General features: G+C 67.2%; 10 protein-coding genes and 1 pseudogene. 6 read left to right on the top strand and 5 right to left on the bottom strand.

Annotation, left to right across the window (positions count from 1 at the left end; all coding sequences use genetic code 11):
- Window positions 1-150: 150 nt before the first annotated feature.
- Window positions 151-915, top strand: a complete 765-nt coding sequence (locus AC1KVE_RS00580) for a DUF3011 domain-containing protein (protein ID WP_065032680.1) — start codon at window positions 151-153, stop codon at window positions 913-915.
- Window positions 916-999: 84 nt separating this feature from the next.
- Here AC1KVE_RS00580 and AC1KVE_RS00575 read toward each other — a convergent pair whose 3' ends face one another.
- The gene (locus AC1KVE_RS00575; RefSeq protein WP_016904137.1) at window positions 1,000-1,293 is read right to left on the bottom strand and encodes an FmdB family zinc ribbon protein; all 294 of its coding nucleotides are present in this window, start codon (window positions 1,291-1,293) and stop codon (window positions 1,000-1,002) included.
- Window positions 1,294-1,745: 452 nt separating this feature from the next.
- Here AC1KVE_RS00575 and AC1KVE_RS00570 point away from each other — a divergent pair, with 452 nt between their 5' ends.
- The 3 genes from AC1KVE_RS00570 (at window position 1,746) to AC1KVE_RS00560 (ending at window position 8,578) form a co-directional block, all read left to right on the top strand.
- Window positions 1,746-2,990, top strand: coding sequence for an MFS transporter (locus tag AC1KVE_RS00570; RefSeq protein WP_184456764.1), 1,245 nt, complete (start codon window positions 1,746-1,748; stop codon window positions 2,988-2,990).
- An 800-nt stretch (window positions 2,991-3,790) separates the two neighbouring features.
- Entirely contained in the window at window positions 3,791-6,202 is a 2,412-nt protein-coding gene (locus AC1KVE_RS00565) for a TonB-dependent receptor (protein ID WP_184456763.1), read from the top strand.
- A gap of 225 nt (window positions 6,203-6,427) precedes the next feature.
- Window positions 6,428-8,578, top strand: a complete 2,151-nt coding sequence (locus AC1KVE_RS00560) for a phosphocholine-specific phospholipase C (RefSeq protein ID WP_184456762.1) — start codon at window positions 6,428-6,430, stop codon at window positions 8,576-8,578.
- Between the two features lie 69 nt (window positions 8,579-8,647).
- On the opposite strand, the pseudogene AC1KVE_RS00555 reads toward AC1KVE_RS00560, so the two are convergent.
- Together AC1KVE_RS00555 and bla are read right to left on the bottom strand one after the other, a co-directional pair.
- A pseudogene (locus AC1KVE_RS00555) lies at window positions 8,648-8,993 on the bottom strand (alpha/beta hydrolase); the annotation flags it as partial.
- A 109-nt stretch (window positions 8,994-9,102) separates the two neighbouring features.
- A complete protein-coding gene (gene bla, locus AC1KVE_RS00550) occupies window positions 9,103-9,996 on the bottom strand; it encodes a class A beta-lactamase (protein ID WP_184456761.1) in 894 nt (297 codons plus the stop codon).
- 100 nt (window positions 9,997-10,096) lie between these two features.
- On the opposite strand from bla, the gene ampR reads away from it, so the two are divergent.
- Complete coding sequence (gene ampR, locus AC1KVE_RS00545) at window positions 10,097-10,972, top strand: LysR family transcriptional regulator AmpR (RefSeq protein WP_102251473.1); 876 nt, start codon at window positions 10,097-10,099, stop codon at window positions 10,970-10,972.
- An 18-nt stretch (window positions 10,973-10,990) separates the two neighbouring features.
- Here ampR and AC1KVE_RS00540 read toward each other — a convergent pair whose 3' ends face one another.
- Together AC1KVE_RS00540 and AC1KVE_RS00535 are read right to left on the bottom strand one after the other, a co-directional pair.
- Window positions 10,991-11,491, bottom strand: coding sequence for a YcxB family protein (locus AC1KVE_RS00540; protein WP_046343867.1), 501 nt, complete (start codon window positions 11,489-11,491; stop codon window positions 10,991-10,993).
- Window positions 11,492-11,541: 50 nt separating this feature from the next.
- Complete coding sequence (locus AC1KVE_RS00535) at window positions 11,542-13,458, bottom strand: ABC-F family ATP-binding cassette domain-containing protein (RefSeq protein WP_184456760.1); 1,917 nt, start codon at window positions 13,456-13,458, stop codon at window positions 11,542-11,544.
- A gap of 177 nt (window positions 13,459-13,635) precedes the next feature.
- Between AC1KVE_RS00535 and AC1KVE_RS00530 the strand changes: the two genes are divergently transcribed.
- Window positions 13,636-16,020: a TonB-dependent receptor plug domain-containing protein gene (locus tag AC1KVE_RS00530; protein ID WP_102256035.1), complete on the top strand. Its 2,385-nt coding sequence runs from the start codon at window positions 13,636-13,638 to the stop codon at window positions 16,018-16,020.
- The last annotated feature ends 53 nt before the right edge of the window (window positions 16,021-16,073 follow it).

The raw sequence follows: 16,073 nt of genomic DNA, 5'->3' as shown, positions 1-16,073 counted from the left end.
TCCGCTGAAAAACCCGACACAGGACAGCGCCGGAGAGCCGGATATTCTGGGGCCGGCGGGCGGCAGGAGCAAATCGGCGGGCGCTCATGGCCGCTTAAGTCAGGGCCCGGCCGAATAGGCGCCAGACCCTTCCGCACCAAGGACGCCACGATGCTGCGCACCGCCCTGCTGCTCTCCGGCTTCGGCCTGATCACCCTGACCGGCCTGCTGACCAGCGCGCCTGCCGCCGCGCAGGACCGCAGCTGGAACGGCCCCAGCATCACCTGCTCCAGCAACGACAACCGTCGCCGCGAGTGCGATACGCCGTTCCGCGGCCGCGCGGTGCTGGTCGAGAACATCTCCGGCACGCGCTGCATCGAAGGCCGCAACTGGGGCAGCGAGCGCGGCCGCGTCTGGGTCGACAACGGCTGCCGGGCGCGCTTTGTCGATGGCCGCAACGGTGGCAGCTGGGGCGGCAACGGTGGCCCCGGTGGCGGGGTCGCCGGCACGGTGCGCTGCGAGAGCAACGACCAGCGCCAGAAGATCTGCGACACCGGCTGGCGCCGCGCGATGCTGGTGCGCCAGCTGTCCAACACGCCCTGCGTGGAAGGCCGCAACTGGCGCCAGGACGGGGGCCGGATCTGGGTGGACGACGGCTGCCGGGGCGAGTTTGCGCAGGCACGCGGCGGCTGGGACCGGGGTGACGGCGGCTACGGTGGCCGCGACGACCGCCCGCGCAACGATTACGCCATCACCTGCGCCAGCGACGACCGCCGCCTGCGTACCTGCGGCTGGGATGGCCGCTATGGCCGCCCGGTGCTGACCCGCCAGCTGTCCGACACCCGTTGCGAGGAAGGCCGCAGCTGGGGGTACGACGAGCGCCGCGCGACGGTATGGGTCAACGATGGTTGCCGGGCACGCTTCGAGGCGCGTTGAGGCCGCGGATGGGCGCGCCGCGCGCGGCTGGGTCCAGGGGTTAGGCCTTCCGCCCTGCCAGCGCCTGCGGCGCGCTGGTCCGGCTCAGGCGGGGTCGGCCGCGGGCTTGGCAGCAGGCTTGCTCTCGGCGGCGGCCGCCGGCTTGGCATCGCCGCCGGCGCTGCTGCTTTCGGTGAGGTTTTTCTTCTTCTCGCCCGCCGACTTGAAGTCGGTCTCGTACCAACCGCTGCCGGACAGACGGAACGAGGGCGCGGTGATCTGGCGCTTGATCGTGGCCGCCGCGCAGGCCGGACAGGTCTGCGGATCGGGGTCGGCCATCTTCTGCAGGCGGTCGAAGGCGTGACCGCAGGTGGTGCACTGGAAACCGTAGATGGGCATGGCAGGATCAGCTGAAGACGATGCGGGGCGCAGATTCTAGACGGATGCGGGCGGGCAGGTGCAGTGGGCCGTCTGCGACCCTGCACGCGCGCGAACATCTTGCGGGCGAGAGACATCGATCGATGGTGGCTGGGTGGCGCTTGCGCGCCAGGTGCGCTCGCTCGACATCGCCGTTCCAATCGGCAGAAACACGAGGTCGGAGTGTCGCGCGCGTATCGAAGGTAGCAGCCTACGCATCGAGCAGTCATCAAATCGGCGTGATCTCGCGAACCGCGCAGAGAGATGAGGCGACCATCCCGCACGCCACAAACTCACGCTTTGCATCGGCCTGACCTCACACCGGCCGCTATCGAGAGCCACTGAGCCAGGTCGTTTCGATCAAGCCGCACAATCCGGGCTGCTACACTCGAACACGTGATCGACGCGCCTCTCCCCCCACGAGGACCGCATCCATGCTGCGGCTGACTGCCTTATTGCTGGGCGTTGCCCTGCTGCTGACCGGCAGCGGGCTGCTCGGCACCTTGCTTGCCGTGCGCGGCGGCCAGGCCGGTTTCGATGCGCGTGCGCTGGGCCTGATCATGTCCGGGTATTTCGCCGGCTTCTTTCTCGGCACCTTTTTCGCACCGCCGCTGATTCGGCGCATCGGGCATATCCGCGCATTCGCCTTTTACGCGGCGCTGGCGGCGATTGCCGTGTTGCTGCATCCGATCTGGTTGAACGCCTGGGGCTGGGGCCTGCTGCGCCTGGTCACCGGCGCGGCACTGGTCGGCCTGTACACGGTGATCGAAAGCTGGCTCAACGCCGAGCCGGACGCGCGTCGGCGCAGCCGGGTGTTCTCGGTGTACATGGCGATCAATCTGTCGGCGTTGGCACTGGGCCAGATCCTGCTCACTGTAGGCGATGCGGGCGCACCGGCGATGTTCACGCTGACGGCAATCCTGATCTGTGCGGCAGTGATGCCGGTGATGACCACGCGCCTGATTCCGCCCGAAGTGCCGCACGTCTCGCGGCTGCGCCTGAAAACGCTGTACGCGTTGGCGCCGGTGGCGACCATCGGCGCGGGACTGTCGGGCCTGGCGATGGGGGCGTTCTGGGGATTGTTGCCGGTGTACGCCAACCGCCTCGGGCTGGATGCCGATGGCGTGGCGATGTTCATGCTCACCGCCATCATCGGCGGCGCGGTGTTGCAGTGGCCGATCGGGCGCATCAGCGATGGCCATGACCGGCGCATCGGCCTGGTCACGATCAGCGTGCTGGCGGCCGGCATTGCGATCGCTGCCGCGGTGCCGATGGTGCAGGCACAGACCCACCTGCTGTTCGTGCTGTTCTTCGTGTACGGCGGGTTGGCGTTCTCGCTGTATCCGTTTGCGGTGGCGCACATGCTCGATTACCTGCCGCGCGAAGATCTGCTCTCCGGCTGCAGCAGCCTGCTGCTGGTGCATGGCGTGGGCGCAGCGATCGGTCCGGCCCTGGCCGGTGGCGCAATGCAGAAATTCGGACCAGCGGCACTGCCGGTGTATTTCGCGGTGATGCTGCTGGCGCTGTCCGGATTTACCCTGACACGCTTGCTGCGCTTCACGCGCCGCCGCACCCATCCGATCTCGTTCCGCCCGATGTTGCGCACCACGCCATCGGCGCTGGAGTTGATGCCGGAAACACAACAGGCCGAAGCACCGCCGCACGTCAAGGGCGGCTGACACACCTGTTTCACCGTCGTCAGTCGCTGCGCTGCTGATCAGGCGATCTGCAGCGTTGCTGCAGAGGCCCCTTTGCCCGCCCACCATTGCGAGGGGCGCCGCAAGGCGAAGCAGCTGGTGGACGACTTTTTGGATGGATCAGCTATGGAGCGGTCGATCTGCCGCTTGGCTGCAAGGCCCTTGCCCGCCCACCATCGCAGGACACGCCGCAAGTACGTCCTTGTAGGCTCTTACGCGGCATCCATGCCGCGTAAGGTCCCGCGACGGTGAGCGGACAAGGACCAGTCGAGATGGTCGGTGTGCATGGTTAAGAGCAGTGCGTGATGCGCGCTGCTCGATAGTGGCGTGCCGCTCGAAGCCCGACACACGTGCGACAAGCAGCTTTTCGCGCGGGCATCGACCAACTTCCTGGTGCGGTGTCCTTACCGGTTGCGGGAACCTTGGCGGCATGGATGCCGCCAAGGAGCCTCCATGGACGGATTCACGGCGTGTCTCGCAAGTGGTGAGGGCACTGCGCACTCGACTCAGCAGGCTTTTGACCTGAGCACTTGAGTGCATCTACAACAACGCGACGACTCGAAATCGCTTGTCTTGAAGTGGAGACAACGCTGCAACACGAAACTCCGGGTGTCTTGCAATAGCGCAGCCCAGAAACATCGAAAAAGCGCTGAATCGCCATCGTCCCGACGTTAGGACTTCCCAAGTCCATCTGGTGATCCCGTCCACACCTTTAGCGCGGTCATCATCACGCAATGCAAGCGCGGCAGTCTTTGCAGACCCTCCCCGCTTGTTGGATTGCAATGGATTCGACGTCCTCCTCGCGCGTGCGCCGTCCGGCCACGCTCGCCTTGTTGCTGGTTCCGCTCACCCTGCCCGCTTACGCGCAACAAGTCCCCGATGGCGCAGCGTCTGGCCCGGCTGCGGCCGAACCGGGCAGCGCTGGCGAACAGGTGTCCACGCTGGACCAGGTGCAGGTGGTCGGCCAGGCGATGACGTATTCCAAGACCAACGTCAGCAAGGAAATGCTGGACCGCCAGTTCGTGCTCGGCAGCGTCAACGATGCGCTCAACGAACTGCCCGGCGTGGTGGTCACCGAGGCCGATGCCTTCGGCTCGTCGGATTGGGGCACCCAGATCAGCATGCGCGGCTTTGTCAGCAATCGCGATACCCAGCAGATCGGCACCACCATCGATGGCGTGCCCAACGGCGGCTCGGCGTATGGCGGCGGCTCCAAGGCCAACCGTTTCATCGACATGCCGGACCTGGAAACGGTGGAAGTCAGCCAGGGCACCGCCGACATCGCCTCGCGCTCCAACGAAGCGCTGGGCGGCACCTTGAACTATCTCACCGGCGAGCCGCTGGAAGAGCAGCGCGTGCGCGTGATCGGCGGCATCGGCGACAACCAGGCGCGCAAGTATTACGCGCGCTACGACACCGGCCTGCTCGGGGGCAGCACACGCGCCTGGGTCAGCGGCTCGTCGGCACGCAACGACGACTGGATCGACGGCAGCGGCCACACCAGCCGCGATCATCTGGCCGGCAAGTTCGTCAGCATCCTGGACAAGTGGACCCTCAGCGGCTACGCCTCCTACGACGATGCCGACGAATCCGAATACACCAGCGTGACGCCCGAGCAGTTCGCGCGCGACCCCGAGCACGATCTGTTGACCGGCACGCTCACCGGCATTCCGTACCTGGACCAGAACTACCGCTCCGGCTCGCGTGCGCTGCGCAAGAACACCTTTGGCTACCTGCGTGGCGCCTTCGATGGCGGCAACGGCTTCAAGACCACGCTGACCGGCTATGCGCATCGCATGCAGGGCCGCGGCGACTGGATTCCGCCGTATCTGGTGGATGTCACCAACGATGGCTCCGGCGCGCCGGAATCCGAAGCCCGCGGCGGCAACACCGTGTACGCCGGCAGCGACCTGGGCAAGCTGTATTACCTCACGCCCGGCGGCGCGGCCGCGACCATGCTGGCCGGCTGCGCCGGCAGCGATGCGGTGCCGGCCGAATCCAACCCGGCCTGCTATCCGGCCGGCTCGGTGCCGGTGCAGTCGTATCGGCACAGCCACTACGACAACCACCGCGCCGGTGCGATGGCCGACGTGGAATGGCGCGCCGATCTCGGCGCCATCGACAACACCGTGCGCGCCGGCGCCTGGCTGGAGCGCTACGACCGCAGTGTCACCCGCGACTGGCATCGCCTGCTCAACGTCGGCACCAACATCAGCTTCGATCATCAGCCGTACTGGGTGCAGTTCAAGGACAACTACCAGACCGACGAGCAGATGTATTACGTCGAGGACGTGATGCGCTACGGCGCCTTCGCCTGGCGCGTGGGCGTCAAGCAGTTCTTCGTCGACCAGACCCGCGACCGCCGCATCGGCGATGCGCAGCATGTGGAATCGGATTCGCATTCGGACCCGCTGCTGTCGGCCGGCCTGACCTGGACCACACCGGTGCAGGGCCTGGAAGCCTTTGCCGGCTACTCGCAGAACTTCGCTGCGATTCCCTCCGGCGTGCTCGGCGAGACCGACCCGGTCGCACTGAGCCGCGTGCAACCGGAAACCGCCGACAACGTCGAACTCGGCCTGCGCCTCAGCCGCTGGCCGTTGACCGGCAGCGTGACCCTGTACGACATCCGCTTCGACAACCGCATCGTCTATGTGCCGGCCAACTTCGTCACCGGCATCGATTACCTGGGCGAAACCGACGGCGTGTACGAGAACTTCGGCGGCGTGCATGCGCGCGGCGTGGAAGCGGCACTGGGCTATGGCTGGGACAACGGCTGGCGCATCAACGGTGCCTACACCTACAACAAGGCCGATTACCTGGGCAGCGGCGACGCCGCACGCGATACCGCGCTGGAGATCACCCCGGGCGCGCAGGTGATCGGCCAACCGCGCAACACCCTGGTGATGTCGGCGGACTGGCGCGGCCAGGCGTGGCGCTTCGGTGTGTCCGGGCGCTATCTGGGCAAGCGCTACCTGGATGCCTCCAACCGCGCCGCACTCGATGGCGTGACCACCTTCGATGCCAACCTCGGGGTGGAGCTGTCGCAGCTGTCGTCGCAGCTCAAGGGCCTGCAGCTGGCGCTCAACGTCAGCAACCTCACCGACAAACGCTACCTGGAAGGCGTGGACGGCAGCGACAGCGCCTTTATCGCCGCGCCACGCACGGTCGGGCTGACGTTGACGCTGGATCTCTAACGTCGGCGGCGCATTGCCGATCTGCGCGAGATGGGCCTGCAACGTGCGCGAGCGGATCGGGTTGAAGACACGCCGCCCGATCCGCTCCCTGCATCGCCTGCCACGCAGGTGCAAACGGAGAGGATCGGCGGTGTTGCAAGCGCAAGACAATAAACCCGCTGACGCGTCGGTTACGCTCAGCCCGCTCCAGCGCAGACAGGATGGGAACGCCAACCAGGTGACACGATGATCGACCTTCCCCGCCGCCGCGTTCTGCAGACCGGGCTTGCCAGTGCCGCCGCCGCGCTGCTGCCGCCCAGCATCGCGCGGGCCGCCGCCATCGCGCCGGACCGCCGCACCGGCACGCTGGAGGATCTGCAGCATGTGGTGATCCTGATGCAGGAAAACCGCGCCTTCGATCATTACTTCGGCAGCCTGCCCGGCGTGCGCGGGTTCGGCGATCGTTTTCCGATTCCCGCACCGCCGCTACCGGGCGCGCCCGCGCGCACGGTGTGGCTGCAGCCCAGCGAGGACGGCCTCCAATGGCTGACGCCGTTTGCGCTGGATACGGCAGCGCAATTCGGCTTCATGCGCGTGCAAGGCACGCCGCATAGTTGGGTGGATGCGCAACACGCCTGGGATCACGGCCGGCTCGGCCACTGGGCCGCCGCCAAGCACAACCATGCGCTGGGCTATTACCGGCGCGCGGATATTCCGTTCCAGTACGCGCTCGCCGACGCCTTCACCATCTGCGATGCGTACCACGCCTCAATCCAGACCGGCACCAATTCCAATCGCGTGTTCCTGTGGAGCGGCGGCAACGACCCGCAGGCGCGTGCCGGTGGCCCGGTGATCGGCAACTCGCACGACAACTTTGCGGAGCTGGGCGGTTTCCCCGACTCCTACCGCTGGACGACCTACGTCGAGCAGCTACAGAACGCCGGCGTGTCCTGGCAGATCTATCAGGACATGCGCGACAACTTCACCGACAATCCGCTGGCGGGCTTCGCGCCATTCCGGCAGGCCTTCACTGCCGCGCCCGGGCACGATGCGCAACTGCGCGCGCGTGGCGTGAGCACGCGCGGTGTCGAGCAGCTGCGCGCCGATGTGCTGGGCGGGCAACTGCCATCGGTGAGTTTCATCATTGCCGATGCGGCCAGCAGCGAACATCCTGATCCCTCCAGTCCAGCGCAAGGCGCGGCCTACACCGCACGCGTGCTGGATGCGCTCACCGCCGATCCGCAGGTATGGAGCCGCACCGCATTGCTGTTGATGTTCGACGAGAACGACGGCTTCTTCGATCACATGCCGCCGCCGGCGCCGCCGTCGCCGGACCCACGCGCGGCCGGCGGCTTTGCGGGCGCATCCAGCATTGCCACCGACGACGATTACCACCGCCACCCGGCACCGGGCGAACAGAAAGTGGATCTGCCCGAGCTGCGCGGCCGCCCCTATGGCCTGGGCCCGCGTGTGCCGCTGTACGTGATCTCGCCGTGGAGCCGCGGCGGCTGGGTGGATTCGCAGGTGTACGACCACACGTCGGTATTGCGGCTGCTGGAACGCCGCTTCGGCGTGCCCGCACCGGAGATCACGCCGTGGCGGCGCGCGGTCTGTGGCGACCTGGTCAATGCGTTCGACTTCCGCAAGGCCGATGCGCGCCCGTTCGCCGCGACGCTGCCCGATGTCAGCGCGACCGCAGCGCGCGCAGCAGCCCTGCGCGAACACGCACTGCCACCCTTGCCTGCCGCGTTGCAACCGCCGCAGCAGCCCTTCGGTACACGCCGTTCGCGGGCGCTGCCGTATCGCCCAGGCGTGGAACTGGTCCCGTTGCCCGAGCGTGGCCAGGTGAAGCTGCGCATGTCCAACGCGGGTGCTGCGGTGGTCCTGCATGTCTACGACCGCTTCGATCTTGCGGCGATTCCGCGCCGTTACACCGTAGGGAGCGGCGCAGCAGTGGACGCCACGTGGACCACCGCCGATGGCCGTTACGATCTGTGGTTGCTCGGCCCCAACGGATTCCATCGTCACTACCGTGGCGATCTGAGCGCACCGTTGCTGGTGACCGAGATCACACAGGATGCAAACGATCCTACAGCCGTGTCGTTATCGCTGCGCAATGCCGGCAGCACTGCCGTGCAGGTGGAGCTGCAACCGGCCGCATATTCAGCCGCGCAGCCGCACGAACGCCTGAGCGTTGCACCCGGCACCACCGAGCAGCGCCGTTGGAAAGCGGCGGCAACTGGCGGCTGGTACGACCTGTGGGTGCACCACGCCGGCGCAGCCCAGCGTCTGGCCGGACGTATCGAAACCGGTGCAGACAGCGTCAGTGATCCAGCCATGGGCGGGCCGGCGCGGCTGCAGCAAGATCTGCCTTTGCCGATCGGCGCACCCGGCTGAACCTTGCAGCCGGGCATGCGGTGAGCGCGCATGTGGCTGGCTGGCCCGCTTTGCTGCGCACGGTCGCGCTCAGTGCGCGTCGGCCGCATCCAGCATGCCGATCGTCCCCAACCAGGTTTCCACCAGATGCGGCCATTGCGCGATCGGCAGTGCAACTGCGCGTAGACCGAACGCATGCCAACCTTCGGCATAGAGACGCCTTTCTGCCGGTACGCCGGCTTGCTTGAGCGCCATGTAGTAGGCCAGCGATTGACTCACGCCATTCACCGCATCAGTCCTCGGCCTACGGCAAGAAGGTTGGCGGCGTCCGTGCAGTGACGGTGCTGTCTGGCCGCAGCGACAGATGGGTAGGATCGCGTGTGGCGCGGTCGTCGTGCTCGTGCGCCCACAGATGGCCCGGATAGACGGCGATGGCAATGACACCCCCTGATGCGCACGGTCGTACCTCGAACAGCTGGCAGGAAACCGCAAGCAGCTTGCGGACTCACACGCGACATAACGCGGGAGGCAGCGGGTCGTTGCGCTCACCCCACCATGCTGTCGCGCACCGCGGCCGCCACTGCCTTCAACGCCGCGTCGCGCGCATCGCTGTCGACGCTGGCGCCATTCAAGTACGCGGTGAGCAGCAATGGCGCCTTGCCTGCCGGTGGCCAGATGATGGCGATGTCGTTGCGGGTGTCGCTGCCGTTGCTGCCGGTCTTGTCGCCGATCTTCCAGCCGCGCGGCAGGCCGGCGCGCAGGCAGGTATCGCCGGTGCGGTTGTCGATCATCCAGTCGGTCAGCTGCTTGCGCGAGGCCGGTTGCAGCGCGTTGCCGAGCAGCAGGGTGCGCAAGGTGGCGGCCATTGCCGCCGGCGTGGTGGTGTCGCGCGGGTCGCCCGGGGCAAACCGGTTCATCTCCGGCTCGCGGCGGTCGCTGCGGGTGTGCGCATCGCCGATGCCGCGCAGGAACGCGGTCAGGCCGGCCGGGTTGCCGACCAGCGGAAACAGCAGGTTGGCGGCCGGGTTGTCGCTGTAGATCATCGTGGCCCGGCAGAGCTCGGCCACGCTCAGCGCCCCGCCGACATGGCGCTCGGTGACCGGGGCATGCTCGAGCATGTCGGAGGCACGGATCTTGACCCGTTGCACCAGCGTCAGCTTGCCCTGGTCCACCCGCTGCAAGACTGCCGCAGCCAATACAAATTTGAAGGTGCTGCACATCGGAAAGCGCTCGTCCTCGCGCTGGCCGAGGCGCTTGCCGGTGGCGCTGTCGAGCAGGCTGATGCCCAGGTGGCCGCCGGTGCGGCGTTCGATCTCCGCCCACTGTGCCCGCAGCACATCGTCCAGCGTCATCGCCGGCGTGAGTGCCCATGCAGGTCTGGAGGCAGCAAGCAGCACGCCCGCGCCGGTTGCGTACAAGAATTGTCGACGGTTCAACATGCAGCAGCCTCCCGGTGAGAGCCCGCAGTATCGGCGCATGCCGGCCACCGGACTATTGCGATGTTTCGATCCCTGGCATGAATTGAACTAATCTCTGTGCATGCCCCGGCCCCGTCTTCCGCTCAATGCCCTGCGCGCCTTCGAGGCCGCCGCGCGCCACCAGAACCTGACCCGCGCCGCGAGCGAGCTGTGCGTCAGCCAGGCCGCGCTCAGCCACCAGATCAAGGCGCTGGAACAGCAACTGGGCAGCAGCCTGTTCCACCGCCTGCCACGCGGCGTGGCGCTCACCGACGAGGGCGCGGCGCTGGCACCGGTGCTCGGCGAGGCCTTCGACCGCATCGCGGCGACCCTGGAGCGCTTTGCCGACGGGCGCTATCGCGAGGTGCTCAGCGTCGGCGTGGTCGGCACCTTCGCCACCGGCTGGCTGCTGCCGCGATTGCCAGCGTTTCATGCCGCGCATCCGGATATCGAATTGCGCCTTTCCACCCACAACAACCGGGTCGATCTGGCTGGCGAAGGGCTGGATCTGGCGATCCGTTTTGGCGACGGCGACTGGCAGGGCCAGATCGCCCATGCGCTGATGGAGGCGCCGTTTGCGCCGGTGTGCGCGCCCAGCATGGCGCGGGGCCTGCGCACACCGGCCGATCTGGCCCAGCTGCCGTTATTGCGCTCGTACCGTCTGGACGAATGGCCGCAGTGGTTTCGCGCGGCGGGCGTGGCCGAAGTCGCCGCACGCGGGGCGATGTTCGATTCGTCGTTGACGCTGGCCAGCGCGGCGGCCGCCGGTGCCGGCGTGGCATTGTTGCCGTTGCCGATGTTTCGCCAGGATCTGGATGCCGGGCGCCTGGTCTGCCCGTTCCCGATCCAGATCGACGCCGGACGCTATTGGCTCACCCGGCTGCGCTCGCGCCCGGAAGGCGATGCCGATGCACGATTGCGCGACTGGCTGACAACGGAGCAACAGCGCTCCGGTTGAGCGAGCCCGCCGCTGCGCTCAGCGGCGCGCGGATGCCGCGATCCCCTGCACCGCCACGCGGCGAAACGCCTCGTAGTGCGCCCTGTCGGCGAACCAGTGCGGGGCGAACAGCTCGAACAAGCGGTCGTTGTGATACAGCAGCAGCACCCGCTCGTTCTCGCGGTAGCGGATGTAATCGGACCAGGGCCGGCGCAGTCGCCCGTCTGCCCAGGTGATCTCCAGCCCGGTCTCGTCCCACGCAAAGGTGTAGGTATGCCGCAGCGCGGCCTGCTGCGCGTGCAGGCGTTTGATCTTCCGCGGCAAGCCCCAGACGTGCAACACCACCAGGCCGATCAAGCCGCCGCCTCCGGCACCGATCAGCATCGGGCCGATGATTTCGCCGGCCCCGATCAGTTGCAGCAACCCCGCCCCGATCAACAGCAGGACCACCAGGATCACGATCAACAGCTTGGCCGTCTGTCGCGCATGCAGGCGCTGCGCGGCCAGATGGTCTTCCAGACTGATGGTGGCGCTGATCATGTTGCCTACCTCCCTGTGCTTGGCCCCACGCGCATCGTAACGCCTGCGCGTTACGCGCCTTCGATCAACTCCATCCACGCCGCCTCGGCTGTGGCCAGCTGCTGCGCCGTCGCCTCGCGGTCGCGGCCCAGGACCGCCATCTTGTCGGTGTCGGCATAGTTCGCCGGGTTGGCCAGCTGGCGGTCGAGCTCTGCCAACGCGGCTTCCAGCTCGCCGACGCGCTTTTCCGCGCTGGCCAGCTTGTGCGGGTTGACGGCTTTCTTCGGCGGCAGTGGCTTGGTCGGCGGCGGCGGAGTCGGCGCCACTTCGGCCATCTTCTGCTTGGTGCCCTGGGCGGCCGGGCGGCTGCGCAGCCAGGCGGCGTATTCGTCCAGATCGCCAGCGAACGGCTCGACCACGCCATCGGCCACGCGCCAGAAACTGTCGCAGACCAGGCCGATCAGATGGCGGTCATGCGAGACCATCACGATGGCGCCCTCGAAGTCGCTCAGCGCCTCGGCCAGGGCCTCGCGCATTTCCAGGTCCAGATGGTTGGTCGGTTCGTCCAGCAGCAGCACGTTGGGCTGCTGCCAGGCGATCAGCGCCAGCGCCAGACGCGCGCGCTCGCCGCCGGAGAACCCATCCACCACTTCGAAGGCGCGGTCGCCGGCGAAGTTCCATTTGCCCAGGAAATCACGGAACGCCTGATTGGCGCCATCCGGCGACAGTTCGCGGAAGTGATCCATCGGCGACTGGCCCTCGTGCAGCGATTCCACCGTGTGCTGCGCGAAGTAGCCGATCCGCAGATCCGGATGCGCACTGCGCTCGCCCGACAGCGGCTGCAGCTCGCCCACCAGCGTCTTGACCAGCGTTGACTTACCCGCACCATTCGGCCCCAGCAACCCGATCCGGTCACCCGCCTCCAATCCGAATCCAACATCGTGCAACACGGTAATCGCATCGCTGGACCCGCGCTTTTGCGACTCCCCATTCCCGATTCCCGATTCCCGCGGCGCAGCCGCATACCCGCAAGCAGCGTGATTCAGCCGGATCAACGAAAACGGCAAGCGATTGGGCTGGGCGAACTGGATGCGGAATTCGCGCTCGGCGCGTACCGCCTCGGTGCCGGCCATCTTGGCCAGGCGCTTCATGCGGCTCTGTGCCTGGGTGGCCTTGCTGGCCTGCGCCTTGAAGCGGTCGATAAAGCTCTGCAGATGCGCGCGCTCGGCCTGTTCCTTGTCGTGGGCGATCTGCTGCTGACGCAGGTGCTCGATGCGCTGGCGCTCGAAATCGGTATAGCCGCCGACATACAGCTTGGCGGTGCCGCCGTGCAGATGCAGCGTATGCGTGGCCACGTTGTCGAGGAACTCGCGGTCATGCGAAATCAGCAGCAAGGTGCCCGGGTACTTGAGCAGCCATTGCTCCAGCCACAGCACCGCATCCATGTCCAGGTGGTTGGTCGGTTCGTCCAGCAGCAGCAGGTCGCTGGGCATCATCAGCGCGCGCGCCAGGTTCAGGCGCACCCGCCAGCCGCCGGAGAACGAGGACACCGCGCGGTGATGGGTGTCGGCCGGGAAGCCCAGGCCGTGCAGCAACTTGCCGGCACGCGCCTCGGCGTCGTAGGCGCCCAGCTCGGCCATCTTCTGGTGCGCGTTGGCGACCGCTTCCCAATCCTCGCGCGCGGTGGCTGCGGCCTCTTCCTGCAGGATCGCCGAGACCTCGATGTCGCCACCGAGCACGAACGACAGCGCCGGATCGGGCAGCGACGGGGTTTCCTGCGAGACGCTGGCGGTGCGCACCTTGCCGGGCAGGTCGACATCGCCCTTGTCCGCTTCCAGTTCGCCCTTGACCGCGGCGAACAGGCTCGACTTGCCGGTGCCATTGCGGCCCACCACACCGACGCGGTAGCCGGCATGCATGGTCAGGTCGACGTTGGACAACAGCAGACGCTCGCCGCGTCGCATGGAGAAGTTGCGCAGGGAAATCATTGATGGACAGTCCGATAGAACGAAAAGGAATGAGCAGATGAGCAGCACTCCTGCGACGCCATTCTAGCGTTAACGAATAATTAGCGCCTTCGGGCTGGCCGTCGTTCCCTTCGCATCGCCGCGACCAGACCCCGCCCAGCCTTGCTGGTCCTGCCTGGACCCCCGTTCGGAGTTGTCATGAATTACCCGTTGTCCACGCTCGCAACCGCCGTCGTTGCGGCGCTGCTCGCCTCCCCCGCCTTCGCCCAGACCGCCACCCCGGCCAGCGCGCCCGCCAATACGCTCGATACCGTCATCGTCACCGGCACCCGCGTCTCCGACCGTACCGTGGCCGAGTCGCAGTCGCCGATCGACATCATCAGCGCCGAGTCGCTGCAGGCCACCGGCACCTCGGAGCTGGCCACCGCGCTGGCCCGCGCGCTGCCGTCGCTGAACTTCCCGCGCCCGGCCCTGAGCGACGGCACCAGCGCGATCCGTCCCGCGCAGCTGCGCGGCCTGTCGCCGGACCAGGTGCTGGTGCTGGTCAACGGCAAGCGCCGCCACACCTCCTCGCTGCTCAACCTCAACGGCACCATCGGCCGTGGCGCCGCGGCAGTGGACCTGAACACCATTCCGGTGGCGGCGATCGCGCGCGTGGAAGTGCTGCGCGACGGCGCCTCGGCGCAGTACGGCTCCGATGCCATCGCCGGCGTGGTCAACATCGTGCTCAAGGGCGCGGAGAAGGGCGGCAGCCTGCAGGCCGGCTTCGGCCAGTATTCGGCCGGCGACGGCAGCAACTACGAGCTGTCCGGCGACACCGGCGTGGCCTACGGCAACGAGCGCGGCTGGCTGCACGTGGCCGCCCAGCTCAACCAGCAGGACCCCACCGACCGCGCGCGCGGCTATGCCGGCGCACCCAGCGCCTCGCAGCCGGCCGTGGGCCAGAAGGCGTTCAAGATCGGCGACCCGGACGTGAATGCGCAGGCGGTGTCGGCCAATACCGAGTTCGCCTTCAGCGACAGCATCACCGGCTACGCCTTCGCCACCGCCAGCAACCGCGACATCACCTCGTTCGCGTTCTTCCGCGCGCCGGGCAGCAGCCAGAACATCCTGTCGGTGTATCCGCAGGGCTTCCTGCCGGAAATCCAGACCTACGCCAAGGACCGCTCGCTGGTGGCCGGCGTGCGCGGCTCCACCGCCAGCGGCTGGGACTGGGATGCCAGCTACAACTACGGCTACAACAAGATCGATTTCCACACCCGCAACACGCTCAACGTGAGCCTGGGGCCGAGCTCGCCGACCTCCTTCTACGACGGCGCGCTGGAGACCACGCAGAACATCGTCAACCTGGACGTCAAGCGCGGCTTCGACTGGGGCCTGGCGTACCCGGTGACGGTGGCCTTCGGCGCCGAATACCGCAACGAGAAGTGGAATCAGTCGCCGGGCGAAGTGGGCTCGTATTTCCAGGCCGGCACGCTGGCCGGTGGCGCGCAGGGCTTTGGCGGATTCGCGCCCAGCGTGTCCGGGCGATACTCGCGTGACAGCTACGCGCTGTACGCAGATCTGGAAGCCGATTTCACCGACAAGTTCTCCGCCGGCCTGGCCGGGCGCTACGAAGACTTCAACGACTTCGGCAGCCAGGCATCGGGCAAGTTGTCCGGGCGCTATGCGTTCACCGACAAGATTGCGCTGCGCGGCACGGTGGCGTCGGGCTTCCGCGCGCCATCGCTGGCGCAGCAGTATTTCCAGTCCACCAGCACCACCTTCCTGGCCGGCAATCCGAACCCGTTCGAGATCCGCACCTTCCCGGCCGACAGCAACGTGGCGCGCGCGCTGGGCGCAGAGCCGCTGGATGCCGAGACCTCGCTGTCCTACAGCCTGGGCCTGGTGCTGCAGCCGACCGATGCGCTCTACCTCACCGTGGATGCGTACCAGATCGATGTGGACGACCGCATCGTGCTGTCGTCCAACCTCACCGGCACCGGCGTGCGTAACTTGCTCGAAGCGCAGGGCATCTTCGGCATCAACGGCGGGCGCTACTTCACCAATGCGGTGGACACGCGTACGCGCGGCGTGGACGTGGTCGGCAGCTACCGCTGGCAGCTCGCCGCCAGCAGCGTGGACCTGACCGCCGGCTACAACTATTCGGAAACCGAAGTGCGCAGCGTCGCCGCCAACCCGGCTGCGTTGTCGGCCAACGGGCTGAGCCTGGAGCGCATCGACCGCACCGAACGCGGTCGCATCGAGGAAGGCTTCCCGCGCGACAAGTTCCTGGTCAACGGTAGCTGGAACCTGGAGCACTGGACGCTGGCATTGGGTGCCACGCGCTATGGCAAGTACAGCACGCGTCCGGCCGCGGCGACCAACGACCAGACCTTCGGCGCCAAGTGGGTGGTGGATGCCTCGGCCAGCTACAAGATCGATCGCTGGACGCTGACCCTGGGTGCGGACAACCTGCTGGACGAGTACCCGGACGAGAACAACTTCGCCAACTCCACCAGCGGGCAGTTCCCGTACAGCAATCTGTCGCCGTTTGGCTTCAACGGTGCCTACGTGTACGGCCGCATCAACTATCGCTGGTAATCAAGACAGCGATCCACACTGCTGCGGTGTTGCCACGCGTTGGTTGCTGACGC

The organism is Xanthomonas sp. NCPPB 2864 (genome assembly GCF_056675615.1).
Note: the sequence above shows the minus strand (reverse complement) of the source record. Positions and strands in the feature narration are given on the sequence as shown.

Excerpts from the sequence above, each read along its gene's own strand:
- AC1KVE_RS00570 (WP_184456764.1), top strand. The coding sequence starts at position 1,746 with ATGCTGCGGCTGACTGCCTTATTGCTGGGCGTTGCCCTGCTGCTGACC.
- AC1KVE_RS00530 (WP_102256035.1), top strand. The coding sequence starts at position 13,636 with ATGAATTACCCGTTGTCCACGCTCGCAACCGCCGTCGTTGCGGCGCTG.
- AC1KVE_RS00580 (WP_065032680.1), top strand. The coding sequence starts at position 151 with ATGCTGCGCACCGCCCTGCTGCTCTCCGGCTTCGGCCTGATCACCCTG.
- AC1KVE_RS00565 (WP_184456763.1), top strand. The coding sequence starts at position 3,791 with ATGGATTCGACGTCCTCCTCGCGCGTGCGCCGTCCGGCCACGCTCGCC.
- AC1KVE_RS00560 (WP_184456762.1), top strand. The coding sequence starts at position 6,428 with ATGATCGACCTTCCCCGCCGCCGCGTTCTGCAGACCGGGCTTGCCAGT.
- ampR (WP_102251473.1), top strand. The coding sequence starts at position 10,097 with ATGCCCCGGCCCCGTCTTCCGCTCAATGCCCTGCGCGCCTTCGAGGCC.
- bla (WP_184456761.1), bottom strand. The coding sequence starts at position 9,996 with ATGTTGAACCGTCGACAATTCTTGTACGCAACCGGCGCGGGCGTGCTG.
- AC1KVE_RS00540 (WP_046343867.1), bottom strand. The coding sequence starts at position 11,491 with ATGATCAGCGCCACCATCAGTCTGGAAGACCATCTGGCCGCGCAGCGC.
- AC1KVE_RS00575 (WP_016904137.1), bottom strand. The coding sequence starts at position 1,293 with ATGCCCATCTACGGTTTCCAGTGCACCACCTGCGGTCACGCCTTCGAC.
- AC1KVE_RS00535 (WP_184456760.1), bottom strand. The coding sequence starts at position 13,458 with ATGATTTCCCTGCGCAACTTCTCCATGCGACGCGGCGAGCGTCTGCTG.